A 12,246-nucleotide genomic window follows, 5' to 3' on the forward strand; every position below is an offset into this window, starting at 1 on the left:
GGGGTCTGAGATGGGTCAGAAAGTAAATCCGATCGGCTTCCGCCTTGGGATCTCCGCCGACTGGGCGTCAACCTGGTACGCCGACGGACGGGATTATGCGGATAACCTGCACAAGGACCTGGAAATTCGTCAGTTCCTGAAGCAGAAACTGGCCCAGGCCTCTGTCAGCCGGATCCAGATCGCCAGGCCTGCGCGCCAGGCGTTCATCACGATCCACACGGCGCGTCCGGGTATCGTCATCGGCAAGAAGGGCGAAGACATCGAGTCCCTGCGCAAGGAAGTGGCGGGTCGACTGGGTCTGGCTGTCCCCAACGTCAAGATCAACATTGAAGAGATCCGCAAGCCGGAGACCGATGCGCAGTTGGTCGCCGAAGGGATCGCCCAGCAGCTGGAGCGCCGCATTATGTTCCGCCGCGCCATGAAGCGCGCCGTGGGCAACGCGATGCGTCTGGGTGCGCTGGGTGTGAAGGTTCATGTGTCCGGTCGCTTGAACGGTGCGGAAATCGCCCGCAGCGAGTGGTACCGGGAAGGCCGCGTGCCGCTGCATACGTTGCGCGCTGACATTGATTATGGGTTTGCCGAAGCTCGCACCACGTACGGCATCATCGGCGTCAAGGTGTGGGTGTTCAAGGGTGAGGTGTTCGACTTCGATAGCAAGACGGACGCTCCCCAGGATGGCAAGGCCGCGGTTAACTGAGGAGTTGAAAGATGCTGCAGCCCAAGAGGACCAAATTCCGCAAGCAGTTCAAGGGCAAGAACCGCGGTCTCGCCACCTCTGGCGAAAAGGTCAGTTTCGGTGAATACGCCCTGAAGTCCATGGATCGGGGCCGGATCACGGCGCGCCAGATCGAGGCGGCCCGTCGTGCCATGACCCGTCACATCAAGCGTGGCGGCAAGATCTGGATCCGGGTGTTCCCGGATGTGCCGGTCACCAAGAAGCCCGTTGAAGTGCGCATGGGTAAGGGTAAGGGCAACGTGGAATACTGGGTGTGCAAGATTCAGCCCGGTCGCGTGCTCTACGAGATGGAAGGCGTCAGTGAGGAAGTGGCACGCGAGGCCTTCCGTCTGGCCGCCGCCAAGCTGCCCATCAAGACCGCATTTGTGACTCGGCAGGTGATGTGATGAAGGTAAGCGAAGTACGTGAAAAGGGCAGCGACGAGCTGCGGGGCGAACTGCTGGAACTCTATCGCGAGCAGTTCAAAATGCGCATGCAGAAGGGCACCGGCCAGTCGCCGCGTCCTGACCGCTTCGGCAAGATCCGCAAGGACATTGCCCGCATCAAGACCGTGCTGAATCAGCGTTCGATGGCAGGCGAGTGAAGTCATGAGCGAACAGGAACAGAAAGAACAGCGTGCGATCACCGGCCGTGTGGTGAGCGACAAGATGGACAAGACCCGTACCGTGCTCATCGAGCGCCGGGTCAAGCATCCGCTGTACGGTAAGTACATGCGTCGCTCCACGAAGCTCCATGTGCACGACGAGAACAATGATTCCCGGATGGGCGACAAGGTCCTGGTGAAGGAGTGCCGTCCCATGTCCCGGACCAAGACGTTCCGTCTGCTTAAGGTCGTTGAGCGCGCGCCTGAGTAAGCCGGTGCAAGTGACCACCGATAGGAAGTGAGATCAGAACATGATTCAGATGCAGACGGTTTTGGATGCAGCGGACAACAGCGGGGCGCGCCGGGTCCAGTGCATCAAGGTGCTCGGCGGCTCTCATCGCCGCTATGCCAGCGTGGGTGACATCATCAAGGTGAGCGTCAAGGACGCCATTCCCCGTGGCAAGGTGAAGAAGGGCGAGGTGTATAACGCCGTAGTGGTGCGGACGGCCAAGGGCGTGCGTCGTCCGGATGGTTCGGTGGTGCGCTTTGACCGCAACGCGGCCGTTCTGCTCAACAACCAGCTCCAGCCCATCGGCACCCGTATCTTCGGACCCGTGACCCGCGAACTGCGCGGCGAGCGGTTCATGAAGATCATTTCACTGGCGCCGGAAGTCCTGTAAGGCTGAGGTAAGAGACGATGCGCAGAATTCGACAGGGTGATGACGTGGTAGTCATCGCCGGCAAAGACAAGGGCCGCCGCGGTACCGTTCTGAAAGTGCTCGAAAATGATCGGGTGCTGGTCCAGAACATTAACATGGTGAAGAAGCACCAGAAGCCCAACCCCTACGCGGGCGTGAGTGGCGGCATCATCGACAAGGAGATGCCCTTGCATATCTCCAACGTGATGCTGTACAACCCTGCGTCCGGCAAGGGCGACCGCGTCGGGTTCAGGACTCTGGAGGACGGCCGCAAGGTGCGCGTCTACAAGTCCAACAACGAAGTCGTCGACGCGTCTTAAGGTGGATCAGATGGCCAGGCTGAAAGCATTTTATCAGGAGACGGTGGTGAAGCAGCTCATGGAGCGCTTCAACTATTCCAACGTCATGGAGGTTCCGCGCATCACCAAGATCACCCTGAACATGGGTCTGGGTGAGGCGGTGGCCGACAAGAAGATCATCGAGCACGCCCTGGGCGACATGACCGCCATCGCTGGTCAGAAGCCTGTGGTGACCCGTGCCCGCAAGTCCATCGCCGGCTTCAAGATCCGTGATGACTACCCCATTGGCTGCAAGGTGACCCTGCGCCGGGAGCGGATGTACGAATTCCTTGATCGTCTGGTGAACGTGGCTCTGCCCCGTGTGCGTGACTTCCGTGGTATCTCCGGCAAGTCCTTCGACGGTCGCGGCAACTTCAATATGGGCATTCGGGAACAGATCATCTTCCCTGAAGTGGACTACGACAAGATCGACGCCCTGCGTGGCATGGACATCACCATCACCACCACGGCCAAGACCGACGAGGAAGGCCGGGCGCTGCTGGAAGCGTTCCGCTTCCCGTTCAAGCAATAAGAGGTTTATAGAGCTATGGCCAAAACTTCCATGATGCAGCGCGAACTCAAGCGCGCCCAGTTGGTTAAGCAGTACTCGGCGAAGCGCGCAGAGCTGAAGGCGCTCATCCAGAACCCGGAGGCGAGCCACGAGGACCGCATGGCTGCAGTGATGAAGCTGCAGAGGCTGCCCCGTGATTCCAGTCCTGTGCGTCAGCGCAATCGCTGCCACCTGACCGGTCGTCCCCATGGGTACTATCGGAAATTTGGCCTGGGTCGCAACAAGCTGCGCGAGGCGGCCATGCGCGGGGATGTCCCCGGCCTGGTCAAGTCGAGCTGGTAAGAGGGAAACACCTGATATGAGCATGACCGATCCCGTGGCAGATCTGCTGACCCGCATCCGCAATGGCCAGCGCGCTGCCAAGACCGAAATCAGCCTGCCGTCTTCCAAGCTGAAGGTGGCCATCGCCAACGTCCTCAAGGACGAAGGCTACGTCGCCGATGTGGTGGTGAGCGAGCAGGACAAGAAACCCGTCATGACGGTGAAGCTGAAGTACTTCCAGGGCCGCCCGGTCATCGAGACCATCCGTCGCGTCAGCCGGCCTGGTCTGCGGATCTACCGCAACAAGGATGAACTGCCCAAGGTGATCGGCGGACTGGGTGTCGCCATCGTCTCCACCTCCAAGGGTGTGATGACGGATCGCCAGGCCCGCGCCCAGGGTCAGGGCGGCGAAGTACTTTGCATCGTCTCCTAATCGGATTGAAGCCATGTCCCGAGTAGCGAAAAACCCCATCGCACTGCCCAAGGGCGTCGATGTGTCTATCAGCAGTGAGTCGATCTCCGTGAAGGGGCCGAAGGGAAACATTGCTTTCCCGGCCAACCCGAACGTTGAGATTGCCCAGGAAGAAGGTGTGCTTACCTTCAAGCCCGCCAATAATGATACCCGTCACAACGCTATGGCGGGTACAATGCGCGCCGTTGTGAACAACATGGTGGTGGGTGTGAGCGAAGGTTTCCAGCGCAAGCTGGAACTCGTGGGCGTGGGCTATCGTGCCCAGGCGCAGGGTAACAAGCTGAACCTGACACTCGGTCTGTCCCACCCGGTGGAATATCCGGTGCCGGAAGGCATCAGCATCGAGACCCCCAGCCAGACCGAAATCCTGGTAAAGGGTGTCGACAAGCAGCAGGTGGGGCAGGTTGCCTCCGAGATTCGCCGCTACCGTCCGCCGGAGCCCTATAAGGGCAAGGGTATCCGGTATGCGAATGAACAGATCATCCGCAAGGAAGCGAAGAAGAAGTAGGCTAGGTGACCGCAATGGATAAGAAAGAAGCTCGACTCCGGCGCTCCAAGCGGGCCCGGTACAAGATCCGTGAACTCGGTGCCCATCGTCTCTGCGTGCACCGCACGCCGCGGCATGTGTATGCGCAGATCATCGCGCCCTCCGGTTCCGAGGTGCTGACCTGCGCCTCCACCGTGGAAGCCGATGTGCGCGGTGGCCTGAAGTCCACCGGCAACATCGAAGCGGCTGCCGCCGTGGGCCGTCTGATTGCCGAGCGTGCGGTCGCCAAGGGTATCAAGAAGGTGGCGTTCGACCGCTCGGGGTTCAAGTATCACGGCCGTGTGAAGGCGCTGGCCGATGCCGCCCGCGAAGGTGGCCTGGAATTCTGACAAGGGTGATGCAATGGCAAGTGTGAATGCGAGCGAGAACGACGGCCTTCAGGAGAAGCTCATCTCCGTCAACCGCGTGGCCAAGGTGGTCAAGGGTGGACGCCAGTTTCGTTTTACTGCCCTGACCGTGGTCGGTGACGGCAACGGCAAGGTCGGCTTTGGCTATGGCAAGGCCCGTGAAGTGCCCCTGGCTATCCAGAAGGCGATGGAATCCGCGCGCAAGAACATGCGCTCCGTCCCCCTGAACGATGGCACGCTGCATTACTCCGTGAGTTCCCGTCACGGTGCCGCGAAGGTCTTCATGCAGCCGGCTTCCGAAGGTACCGGTATCATTGCCGGTGGTGCCATGCGCGCCGTCTTCGAAGTGGCGGGAGTGCGTAACGTGCTGGCCAAGTGCATTGGCTCGCGCAACCCCATCAATGTGGTGCGTGCGACCCTGAACGGCCTGACCGCCGTGCATGATCCGAAGCTCATCGCCGCCAAGCGTGGCAAGAAACTCGAAGAGATCGTGGGGTAATCATGGCAGCCGCGAACGAACTCAAGGTGACGCTGATCCGCAGCAAGCATGGGCGGCTGAAGAGCCACCAGGCCTGCCTGCGCGGCCTCGGCATCCGTCGTATCCACAATCCGGTGGTCGTCAAGGATACGCCGGAAAATCGGGGGATGATCAACAAGGTATCCTATCTCCTGAAGGTTGAGGAGGTTTGAGATGAGACTGAACAATCTGAGTCCCGCACCGGGTAGCCGCCCCGACGCCAAGCGTCTTGGCCGTGGTATCGGTTCCGGTCTGGGCAAGACCGGTGGCCGTGGTCACAAGGGTCAGAAGTCCCGCGCCGGCGGTTACCACAAGGTGGGCTTCGAGGGCGGTCAGATGCCCCTGCAGCGCCGCCTGCCCAAGGTGGGTTTCCGTTCCCGTACCAGCGCCGGCAGTGCCGAGGTGCGTCTGCACGAGCTGGCCGGTCTGGAAGGCGTGATCGATCTGGCCGCCCTGAAGGCTGCCGGCATCGTGCCGGAACAGACCGTCAAGGCCAAGGTGATTGCTTCGGGTTCCATTGATAAGGCCGTGAGCCTCAAGGGCGTGGCCGTAACCAAGGGCGCGCGGGCTGCCATTGAGGCCGCCGGCGGGCAGATCGAGGACTAAGTGGCCGCTTCCAATACAGCAGGGGGCGCAACATTGGGCGGGCTGGGGAGGTTCACTGAACTTCGCCAGCGCCTTTTGTTTGTGCTGATGGCGTTGGTGGTCTACCGCATCGGAACCTTTATCCCGGTGCCGGGGATCGATCCCATTGCAATGGCGCAGTTCTACGACGCTCAGTCGGGAACCATCCTGGACATGTTCAACATGTTCGCGGGGGGTGCCCTTGAGCGTCTGAGTCTGTTTGCCCTCGGGGTGATGCCGTACATCTCGGCGGCCATCATCATGCAGCTTCTGGCTGCAACGGTGCCGGCCCTGCAGCAGATCAAGAAGGAAGGGGAGCCGGGCAGGCGCAAGATCACCCAGTACACTCGCTACGGTACGGTGTTTCTGGCCCTGTTCCAGAGTATCGGTATCGCCATTGCCCTGAATCAACAGGTGATCGGCGACACCACGGTGGCGGTGAATCCGGGTGTCGGCTTTATCTTCACCACGGTGGTTTCCCTGGTGACCGGCACGGTGTTCCTGATGTGGCTGGGCGAGCAGGTGACAGAGCGCGGTATCGGCAACGGCATCTCCATCATCATCTTCGCCGGTATCGTTGCTGGTCTGCCGGGCGCCCTGGGCGGCACCCTGGAATTGGCCAGCACCGGTGAGCTGTCCCCGGCCTTCGTGATCCTGCTCATGACCATGGGCATGGCGGTGATCGGTTTCATCGTCTTCGTGGAACGTGGTCAGCGCCGCATTACGGTCAACTATGCCAAGCGCCAGGTAGGGCGCAAGGTCTTCGGTGGCCAGAGCAGTCATCTGCCCCTGAAGCTGAACATGGCGGGTGTGATTCCGGCCATTTTCGCCTCCAGTATCATCCTGTTCCCCGCAACTCTGGGAACCTGGTTCGGGCAGGCAGAGGGCATGACCTGGTTGCGGGATCTGTCGACGGCCCTGGGCCCTGGACAGCCGCTCTACGTGATGCTCTATGGTGCGGCGATCGTGTTTTTCTGCTTCTTCTATACGGCGTTGGTGTTCAATGCCCGGGAGACGGCGGAAAACCTGAAAAAGTCAGGTGCCTTCATTCCAGGTATCCGGCCGGGGGCCCAGACCGAGCGGTACATTGATAGTGTCATGACCCGTCTGACGGCGGTGGGTGCCATCTACATCACCGCAGTGTGTCTGATGCCCGAGTTCCTGATCCTGTACTGGAACGTGCCCTTCTACTTCGGTGGTGCGTCCCTGCTGATCATCGTGATCGTGGTGATGGATTTTATGGCGCAGTTGCAGGCGCACCTGGTGTCCCATCAGTACGAGGGATTGATGCGCAAGGCCAACCTGAAAGGCTATGGCAAGTCGGGCATGCTGCGATAGCAGGCCCAGCTAGAGGAAATTGAGATGAAAGTACGTGCGTCTGTAAAAAAGATTTGCCGCAACTGCAAGATCATTCGCCGCAATGGCGTGGTGCGTGTGATCTGCTCGGATCCCCGTCACAAACAGCGGCAGGGTTAACCGTTGATTCGGCGGCGTTCACTGGTTAGAATACCCGGCTTTTCCGCCGGTGCTTGGAGATAGCTGGATGGCTCGTGTAGCAGGTGTCAATATTCCGGACCACAAACATGCCGTGATTGCCCTTCAGGCAATCTACGGTGTTGGCAAAACCCGTGCCCAGAAGATCTGTGAGGCAGCTGGGATTCGTCCGGACATCAAGATCCGCGAACTCTCCGAAGACGAAGTGGAGAAGGTGCGTACGGAAGTGGGTCGTTTTACGGTCGAGGGTGATCTTCGTCGTGAGACTTCCATGAACATCAAGCGCTTGATGGATCTGGGTTGCTACCGGGGCTTGCGCCACCGTCGCGGCCTGCCTCTGCGCGGTCAGCGTACCCGCACGAATGCGCGCACCCGCAAGGGACCGCGTCGCCCCATCCGCAAGTAATTATCAGGATTACAGGAAACAGGTATGGCACAGGCCCCCACCCGGACCCGTAAGAAGGTCAAGAAGTCCGTCTCCGACGGTGTGGCGCATGTCTATGCGTCCTTCAACAACACGATCGTGACGATCACCGACCGCCAGGGCAATACCCTGTCCTGGGCCACGGCCGGTGGTTCCGGGTTCCGCGGCTCCCGCAAGAGCACGCCGTTCGCCGCCCAGGTGGCTGCCGAGCGTGCCGGTACGGCTGCTCAGGAATATGGTCTCAAGAATCTGGAAGTGCTCGTCAAGGGTCCTGGCCCGGGGCGGGAGTCGGCGGTTCGCGCCCTGAATAACGTGGGCTTCAAGATCACGAACATCAGCGACATCACGCCGATTCCCCACAATGGTTGCCGTCCGCCGAAGAAGCGGCGCGTATAGTCCCGGAGGAGCACCATGGCACGTTATATTGGTCCCAAGTGCAAGCTGAGTCGCCGCGAAGGCACCGACTTGTCCCTGAAGAGCCGCGTCCGCGCACTGGATTCCAAGTGCAAGCTGGACAAGGCTCCCGGGCAGCACGGCGATCGCCGTACCCGCCTGTCCGACTACGGTGTGCAGCTGCGTGAAAAGCAGAAGCTGCGCCGTATCTATGGAGTGCTGGAGCGTCAGTTCCGCAACTACTATAAGGAAGCGAGCCGCCTGAAGGGCTCCACCGGTGACAATCTGCTTCGTCTGCTGGAATGCCGGCTGGACAATGTGGTGTACCGGATGGGTTTCGGCAGCACCCGCGCGGAAGCCCGTCAGCTGGTGAGCCACAAGGCCATCCAGGTGAACGGTCGCACCGTGAACATCCCTTCCTATCAGGTCAAGCCCACGGACGTGATCTCCATTCGCGAGAAGTCCCGCAAGCAGGTCCGCATCCAGGATTCCCTGGCGCTGGCCGAGCAGTTCGGCTTCCCCGAGTGGGTGGACGTGGACACCAAGAAAATGGAAGGCGTGTTCAAGAACGCTCCTGAGCGCAGCGACCTGCCGGCGGATATCAACGAATCCCTGGTGGTCGAGCTCTACTCCAAGTAATCAGTTACGAGGTCTTTGATGCAGACCAAGGTCAACGAACTCCTCAAGCCTCGGCATATCGAGGTCCAGTCCATCACGGACAATGTGTCCAAGGTGGTGCTGGAGCCGCTTGAGCGGGGTTTCGGTCATACGCTCGGCAATGCACTTCGCCGTATTCTGCTGTCCTCCATCCCCGGCGCCGCCGTGGTGGAGGCAGAGATCGAAGGTGTGTTGCATGAGTACACCACCCTCGAAGGGGTTCAGGAGGATGTCGTCGATGTCCTGCTGAACCTGAAGGGTATCGCACTGCGCATGACTGCCCGGGACGAAGCCACCCTGGTCCTGAAGAAGAAGGGGCCGGGTGTGGTCACGGCGGGTGACATCGCCCTGGATCATGACGTGGAAGTGGTGAATCCGGAGCATGTCATTGCGCATCTCACCAAGAGTGGTGAGCTGAACATGACCCTGAAGGTGGGCAAGGGTCGCGGCTATCAGCCGGTGTCCGCCCGTCGTCAGGCCGATGGCGAGGATCGCCCGATCGGTCGCCTGATGCTGGATGCCAGCTTCAGCCCGATCCGTCGTGTGGCCTACAACGTGGAAAGTGCCCGTGTGGAACAGCGCACCGACATGGATCGCCTGGTCATCGAACTGGAGACCAACGGCACTGTGTCACCGGACGACGCCATTCGTCAGGCGGCCACCATCCTGCAGAGTCAGTTGATGGCATTCGTGGAACTGCGGGGTGACGAGACCGTGACCCAGGAAAGCAAGTCCATGGACATCGATCCGATCCTGCTGCGGCCGGTGGATGACCTGGAGCTGACGGTGCGTTCGGCCAACTGCCTGAAGGCGGAGAACATCTACTACATCGGTGATCTGATTCAGAGAACCGAAGTGGAGTTGCTCAAGACCCCGAACCTGGGCAAGAAGTCCCTGACCGAGATCAAGGACGTGCTGGCATCTCATGGCCTGTCCATGGGCATGCGTCTTGAGAATTGGCCGCCGCCGGGCCTTAAAGAACACGAAAAGAAGAGCGCCGGTTAACCCCGGTCGTCTCGCAGATTTTGACTTAAGGAATATAAGCCATGCGTCACCGTCACTCGGGTAGGCAACTTAATCGCAACAGTTCACACCGCAAGGCCACCATGCAGAGCCTGGCGCTGTCGCTGTTCCGCCACGAAGCGATCAAGACGACGCTGCCCAAGGCGAAGGAACTGCGCCGGGTGGCTGAGCCCTTGATCACTCTGGCAAAGGAAGATAGCGTCCATACCCGCCGTCTCGCCTTTGCACGTCTGCGGGACGACGAGATCGTGGGCAAGCTGTTCAATGAACTGGGGCCCCGCTACCAGGCGCGTCCGGGTGGGTACCTGCGTATCCTGAAGTGTGGTTTCCGTAAGGGAGACAACGCACCGATGGCCTACGTGGAGCTGGTGGACCGTCCGGAGCTTGCGGCTGCAGAGGCCGCCGAGTAATCTTTTTCGGCATCATCTGCTGTTCATGCTGTTTTGAAAAAGCCGGCCTTGTGCCGGCTTTTTCGTGTCCGTGTGGTGTCGGATGCCATGCATGACTCTGAAAGGGAGGGCGGTTTCGTGATCGTGACCTTTACCGATTTTGGCAGGGAGGGGCCCTATCTGGGGCAGATGGAGGCAGTGCTGGCTCATCGGGCGCCGCTTTCCCGGGTGATTCACCTGCAGAGCGATGCGCCGGCCTTTCGCCCCCGGGCCGCCGCCTATCTGCTGCAGGCACTGTTGGCGCCTTTTCCGCCGGGGTGCGTGTTTCTGTGCGTGGTGGATCCAGGGGTGGGGACGGCCCGCCGCCCCCTGATGCTGCGTGCCGGCGCGCACTGGTTTGTTGGGCCCGACAACGGCTTGCTGCTGCCGGCGGCCTGTAGCCAGGGTGCGATGGAGGCACGGGTACTCCGCTGGGAGCCTCCGTTCCTTTCCCAAAGTTTTCATGGCCGGGATCTGTTTGCGCCGGTGGCGGCCATGCTGGCCAATGGGGAATCCGTTCCGGGTGATCCGGTCCAGCCGGATGCGTTGCAAGGCTGGGACTGGCCCGCCGCCTTATGGGAGGTGATCTATGTGGATGCCTATGGCAATGCAATGACCGGGATTCCTGCTAATTCGCTGAGTGATGCGGTGGTGCTCAACCTGGCGGATGAGCATATTCCCTATCGGCGGGTCTTTGGGGAGGTGGGTCCGGGAGTCCCGTTCTGGTACCGCAATTCCATCGGTCTGGTGGAGATTGCCGTGAATCAGGGTAGCGCCGCCGAGCGACTGGGGCTTGAAGTCGGCAGCCCCGTTGGGTGCGCGGGATGAGGCTATTCTGCCCGCAGGTGGGGGCGGGCGTGCTTTCGTCTTGCCCTGGAAGGCATATATCCTGACCCGTTTGGTCATTTCCGGGAGAGATTCATGAAGCCTGCGGGCGCGTATCGATTCAGACGAGCTATCCGGCCCTTTTCCTACACCGTGGCAATTGCCGCCTGTGGTCTAGGCACGGTGCTGGCACTGCAGCAGGGATACGGCAATCTCTGGCTGGCGCTGCTGATCATCGGGGCCGGGGTGCTCATTCAGGCGGCGGTGAACCTGATCAATGATCATGCCGACCTGCCGGTGCTGGAATCCCGGTTCCAGGCCGGTGAAGGGGAAGCGCGACAGGAGTGGGCCGAGGCTATCCGTCATGTTCGGCGCTACCACGCCCTGGGATTGATGTTCTTTGGCTTTTCGGTGTTGATCGGGTTGGGGCTTGTTCTGATGCAGGGATGGCCTTTGCTGGTGATTATTGTTCTGGGCTTGCTGGGTGGTTATTTCTATTCCGCAGAGCCTATCCACTACAAGCGCCGGGGGCTTGGTGTGGTGCTGGTGTTCTGGTTCATGGGTGTCCTGTTGGTGGGCGGGTCGGCCATGGCCATGGGGGCGCCGCTGAGTCTGTCCATGTTGGCGGTAAGTATCCCGTTCAGTCTGCTTACATCCTTGCTGCTGTTGGCGAACGAGATTCGGGATCATGAAGAAGATCGCCGCCATGGTCTGGGGACATTGACGGTGAGAATCGGGCTCGACGCCGGGCGGTACCTCTATGTGGCCATGTTGGTAGGTGCTTACTTGGTGAGCCTGGGGTTGTGGCTGGCAGGTTTGCTACCCTGGGTGTGGCAGCTTCTTTTTTCGTTGCCTCTGGCTTTTGTGCCGTTGATGAAGGTCATCGACCGGCAAGCGGACCGCGGCGATTTGCCTCCGTTGACCGGAAGGCTGTTTGCGGTATTTGCCCTGCTGTTTCTGTGTGCCTTCGTGCTGGATGTCGTGCTCTAGCGGCTTGTCGGAGAGGCGAGAACAGTCGCTCTCCACGAAATTGTGGAGGCAGCAAAAAACGCTCTCCTTGCGGGAGAGGGGGGAAGGGAAGAGTGTGCCAGGGTTTGTCTGCTGTTGGTTGTGATTTTAAGTGATTGAAAGTATTTGTCTTTTCAAGAAATTTCAAAAAAGATTCAAAAAGGGAGTTGACGGGAAAACTGAGGGGCCTATAATGCGCGCTCTCCAACGGCGAGACGGTCTGAACCGAAACGCGGTTGGCAAGATTAAGAGATCGGGGAGTTGACAAACGGTTTCGAGATCTTCAGAATTGTCCTCTTC

The 12,246-nt window shown here is 60.1% G+C and carries 23 protein-coding genes; all 23 read left to right on the plus strand.

From position 1 onward, the window contains the following. The first annotated feature begins 10 nt into the window (after positions 1-10). The 23 genes from rpsC to CKO35_RS14335 all read left to right on the plus strand — a co-directional run bounded on the left by rpsC (position 11) and on the right by CKO35_RS14335 (position 11,928). On the plus strand, positions 11-697 hold the full coding sequence (gene rpsC / locus CKO35_RS14225; RefSeq protein ID WP_008933167.1) for a 30S ribosomal protein S3: 687 nt from the start codon (positions 11-13) through the stop codon (positions 695-697). 11 nt (positions 698-708) lie between these two features. Then, on the plus strand, positions 709-1,122 hold the full coding sequence (rplP, locus tag CKO35_RS14230) for a 50S ribosomal protein L16 (protein WP_200176788.1): 414 nt from the start codon (positions 709-711) through the stop codon (positions 1,120-1,122). Further along, positions 1,122-1,319: a 50S ribosomal protein L29 gene (gene rpmC, locus CKO35_RS14235; protein WP_200176789.1), complete on the plus strand. Its 198-nt coding sequence runs from the start codon at positions 1,122-1,124 to the stop codon at positions 1,317-1,319. Before rplP ends, rpmC begins: the two co-directional genes overlap by 1 nt. Positions 1,320-1,323: 4 nt before the next feature. Next, on the plus strand, positions 1,324-1,590 hold the full coding sequence (gene rpsQ, locus CKO35_RS14240) for a 30S ribosomal protein S17 (protein WP_008933170.1): 267 nt from the start codon (positions 1,324-1,326) through the stop codon (positions 1,588-1,590). A 40-nt stretch (positions 1,591-1,630) separates the two neighbouring features. Then, complete coding sequence (rplN, locus tag CKO35_RS14245; protein ID WP_200176790.1) at positions 1,631-1,999, plus strand: 50S ribosomal protein L14; 369 nt, start codon at positions 1,631-1,633, stop codon at positions 1,997-1,999. Between the two features lie 17 nt (positions 2,000-2,016). Further along, a complete protein-coding gene (rplX, locus tag CKO35_RS14250; RefSeq protein WP_008933172.1) occupies positions 2,017-2,337 on the plus strand; it encodes a 50S ribosomal protein L24 in 321 nt (106 codons plus the stop codon). 10 nt (positions 2,338-2,347) lie between these two features. Beyond that, a complete protein-coding gene (rplE, locus tag CKO35_RS14255) occupies positions 2,348-2,887 on the plus strand; it encodes a 50S ribosomal protein L5 (RefSeq protein WP_200176791.1) in 540 nt (179 codons plus the stop codon). A gap of 15 nt (positions 2,888-2,902) precedes the next feature. Beyond that, positions 2,903-3,208, plus strand: a complete 306-nt coding sequence (rpsN, locus tag CKO35_RS14260; protein ID WP_200176792.1) for a 30S ribosomal protein S14 — start codon at positions 2,903-2,905, stop codon at positions 3,206-3,208. A 16-nt stretch (positions 3,209-3,224) separates the two neighbouring features. Beyond that, positions 3,225-3,620 (plus strand): 30S ribosomal protein S8, encoded by a 396-nt coding sequence (rpsH, locus tag CKO35_RS14265; protein ID WP_200176793.1) that lies wholly within the window; start codon positions 3,225-3,227, stop codon positions 3,618-3,620. A gap of 13 nt (positions 3,621-3,633) precedes the next feature. Next, a complete protein-coding gene (gene rplF, locus CKO35_RS14270) occupies positions 3,634-4,167 on the plus strand; it encodes a 50S ribosomal protein L6 (RefSeq protein WP_200176794.1) in 534 nt (177 codons plus the stop codon). 14 nt (positions 4,168-4,181) lie between these two features. Continuing rightward, positions 4,182-4,535 (plus strand): 50S ribosomal protein L18, encoded by a 354-nt coding sequence (rplR, locus tag CKO35_RS14275; protein ID WP_008933177.1) that lies wholly within the window; start codon positions 4,182-4,184, stop codon positions 4,533-4,535. A 13-nt stretch (positions 4,536-4,548) separates the two neighbouring features. After that, the gene (gene rpsE, locus CKO35_RS14280) at positions 4,549-5,052 is read left to right on the plus strand and encodes a 30S ribosomal protein S5 (RefSeq protein ID WP_200176795.1); all 504 of its coding nucleotides are present in this window, start codon (positions 4,549-4,551) and stop codon (positions 5,050-5,052) included. 2 nt (positions 5,053-5,054) lie between these two features. Further along, entirely contained in the window at positions 5,055-5,243 is a 189-nt protein-coding gene (rpmD, locus tag CKO35_RS14285; protein WP_008933179.1) for a 50S ribosomal protein L30, read from the plus strand. 1 nt (position 5,244) lies between these two features. Then, a complete protein-coding gene (rplO, locus tag CKO35_RS14290; RefSeq protein WP_200176796.1) occupies positions 5,245-5,676 on the plus strand; it encodes a 50S ribosomal protein L15 in 432 nt (143 codons plus the stop codon). Then, a complete protein-coding gene (secY, locus tag CKO35_RS14295) occupies positions 5,677-7,032 on the plus strand; it encodes a preprotein translocase subunit SecY (protein ID WP_200176797.1) in 1,356 nt (451 codons plus the stop codon). It begins immediately after the preceding gene. Positions 7,033-7,056: 24 nt separating this feature from the next. Further along, entirely contained in the window at positions 7,057-7,170 is a 114-nt protein-coding gene (gene rpmJ, locus CKO35_RS14300) for a 50S ribosomal protein L36 (protein WP_008933182.1), read from the plus strand. A 67-nt stretch (positions 7,171-7,237) separates the two neighbouring features. Next, positions 7,238-7,594: a 30S ribosomal protein S13 gene (gene rpsM, locus CKO35_RS14305; RefSeq protein WP_008933183.1), complete on the plus strand. Its 357-nt coding sequence runs from the start codon at positions 7,238-7,240 to the stop codon at positions 7,592-7,594. Between the two features lie 24 nt (positions 7,595-7,618). Next, a complete protein-coding gene (gene rpsK / locus CKO35_RS14310; protein ID WP_008933184.1) occupies positions 7,619-8,008 on the plus strand; it encodes a 30S ribosomal protein S11 in 390 nt (129 codons plus the stop codon). Between the two features lie 15 nt (positions 8,009-8,023). Then, positions 8,024-8,644, plus strand: coding sequence for a 30S ribosomal protein S4 (gene rpsD / locus CKO35_RS14315; RefSeq protein WP_008933185.1), 621 nt, complete (start codon positions 8,024-8,026; stop codon positions 8,642-8,644). Between the two features lie 18 nt (positions 8,645-8,662). Further along, positions 8,663-9,667 (plus strand): DNA-directed RNA polymerase subunit alpha, encoded by a 1,005-nt coding sequence (locus tag CKO35_RS14320; RefSeq protein ID WP_200176798.1) that lies wholly within the window; start codon positions 8,663-8,665, stop codon positions 9,665-9,667. Between the two features lie 41 nt (positions 9,668-9,708). Further along, positions 9,709-10,095, plus strand: a complete 387-nt coding sequence (rplQ, locus tag CKO35_RS14325; RefSeq protein WP_200176799.1) for a 50S ribosomal protein L17 — start codon at positions 9,709-9,711, stop codon at positions 10,093-10,095. An 87-nt stretch (positions 10,096-10,182) separates the two neighbouring features. Beyond that, complete coding sequence (locus CKO35_RS14330; protein WP_207143796.1) at positions 10,183-10,941, plus strand: SAM hydrolase/SAM-dependent halogenase family protein; 759 nt, start codon at positions 10,183-10,185, stop codon at positions 10,939-10,941. A gap of 93 nt (positions 10,942-11,034) precedes the next feature. Continuing rightward, the gene (locus CKO35_RS14335) at positions 11,035-11,928 is read left to right on the plus strand and encodes a prenyltransferase (protein ID WP_200176800.1); all 894 of its coding nucleotides are present in this window, start codon (positions 11,035-11,037) and stop codon (positions 11,926-11,928) included. The last annotated feature ends 318 nt before the right edge of the window (positions 11,929-12,246 follow it).

The organism is Ectothiorhodospira shaposhnikovii (assembly GCF_016584105.1).
Classification (GTDB): domain Bacteria; phylum Pseudomonadota; class Gammaproteobacteria; order Ectothiorhodospirales; family Ectothiorhodospiraceae; genus Ectothiorhodospira; species Ectothiorhodospira shaposhnikovii.

Excerpts from the sequence above, each read along its gene's own strand:
- rpsC (WP_008933167.1), top strand. The coding sequence starts at position 11 with ATGGGTCAGAAAGTAAATCCGATCGGCTTCCGCCTTGGGATCTCCGCC.
- rplP (WP_200176788.1), top strand. The coding sequence starts at position 709 with ATGCTGCAGCCCAAGAGGACCAAATTCCGCAAGCAGTTCAAGGGCAAG.
- rpmC (WP_200176789.1), top strand. The coding sequence starts at position 1,122 with ATGAAGGTAAGCGAAGTACGTGAAAAGGGCAGCGACGAGCTGCGGGGC.
- rpsQ (WP_008933170.1), top strand. The coding sequence starts at position 1,324 with ATGAGCGAACAGGAACAGAAAGAACAGCGTGCGATCACCGGCCGTGTG.
- rplN (WP_200176790.1), top strand. The coding sequence starts at position 1,631 with ATGATTCAGATGCAGACGGTTTTGGATGCAGCGGACAACAGCGGGGCG.
- rplX (WP_008933172.1), top strand. The coding sequence starts at position 2,017 with ATGCGCAGAATTCGACAGGGTGATGACGTGGTAGTCATCGCCGGCAAA.
- rplE (WP_200176791.1), top strand. The coding sequence starts at position 2,348 with ATGGCCAGGCTGAAAGCATTTTATCAGGAGACGGTGGTGAAGCAGCTC.
- rpsN (WP_200176792.1), top strand. The coding sequence starts at position 2,903 with ATGGCCAAAACTTCCATGATGCAGCGCGAACTCAAGCGCGCCCAGTTG.
- rpsH (WP_200176793.1), top strand. The coding sequence starts at position 3,225 with ATGAGCATGACCGATCCCGTGGCAGATCTGCTGACCCGCATCCGCAAT.
- rplF (WP_200176794.1), top strand. The coding sequence starts at position 3,634 with ATGTCCCGAGTAGCGAAAAACCCCATCGCACTGCCCAAGGGCGTCGAT.
- rplR (WP_008933177.1), top strand. The coding sequence starts at position 4,182 with ATGGATAAGAAAGAAGCTCGACTCCGGCGCTCCAAGCGGGCCCGGTAC.
- rpsE (WP_200176795.1), top strand. The coding sequence starts at position 4,549 with ATGGCAAGTGTGAATGCGAGCGAGAACGACGGCCTTCAGGAGAAGCTC.
- rpmD (WP_008933179.1), top strand. The coding sequence starts at position 5,055 with ATGGCAGCCGCGAACGAACTCAAGGTGACGCTGATCCGCAGCAAGCAT.
- rplO (WP_200176796.1), top strand. The coding sequence starts at position 5,245 with ATGAGACTGAACAATCTGAGTCCCGCACCGGGTAGCCGCCCCGACGCC.
- rpmJ (WP_008933182.1), top strand. The coding sequence starts at position 7,057 with ATGAAAGTACGTGCGTCTGTAAAAAAGATTTGCCGCAACTGCAAGATC.
- rpsM (WP_008933183.1), top strand. The coding sequence starts at position 7,238 with ATGGCTCGTGTAGCAGGTGTCAATATTCCGGACCACAAACATGCCGTG.
- rpsK (WP_008933184.1), top strand. The coding sequence starts at position 7,619 with ATGGCACAGGCCCCCACCCGGACCCGTAAGAAGGTCAAGAAGTCCGTC.
- rpsD (WP_008933185.1), top strand. The coding sequence starts at position 8,024 with ATGGCACGTTATATTGGTCCCAAGTGCAAGCTGAGTCGCCGCGAAGGC.
- CKO35_RS14320 (WP_200176798.1), top strand. The coding sequence starts at position 8,663 with ATGCAGACCAAGGTCAACGAACTCCTCAAGCCTCGGCATATCGAGGTC.
- rplQ (WP_200176799.1), top strand. The coding sequence starts at position 9,709 with ATGCGTCACCGTCACTCGGGTAGGCAACTTAATCGCAACAGTTCACAC.
- CKO35_RS14330 (WP_207143796.1), top strand. The coding sequence starts at position 10,183 with ATGCATGACTCTGAAAGGGAGGGCGGTTTCGTGATCGTGACCTTTACC.
- CKO35_RS14335 (WP_200176800.1), top strand. The coding sequence starts at position 11,035 with ATGAAGCCTGCGGGCGCGTATCGATTCAGACGAGCTATCCGGCCCTTT.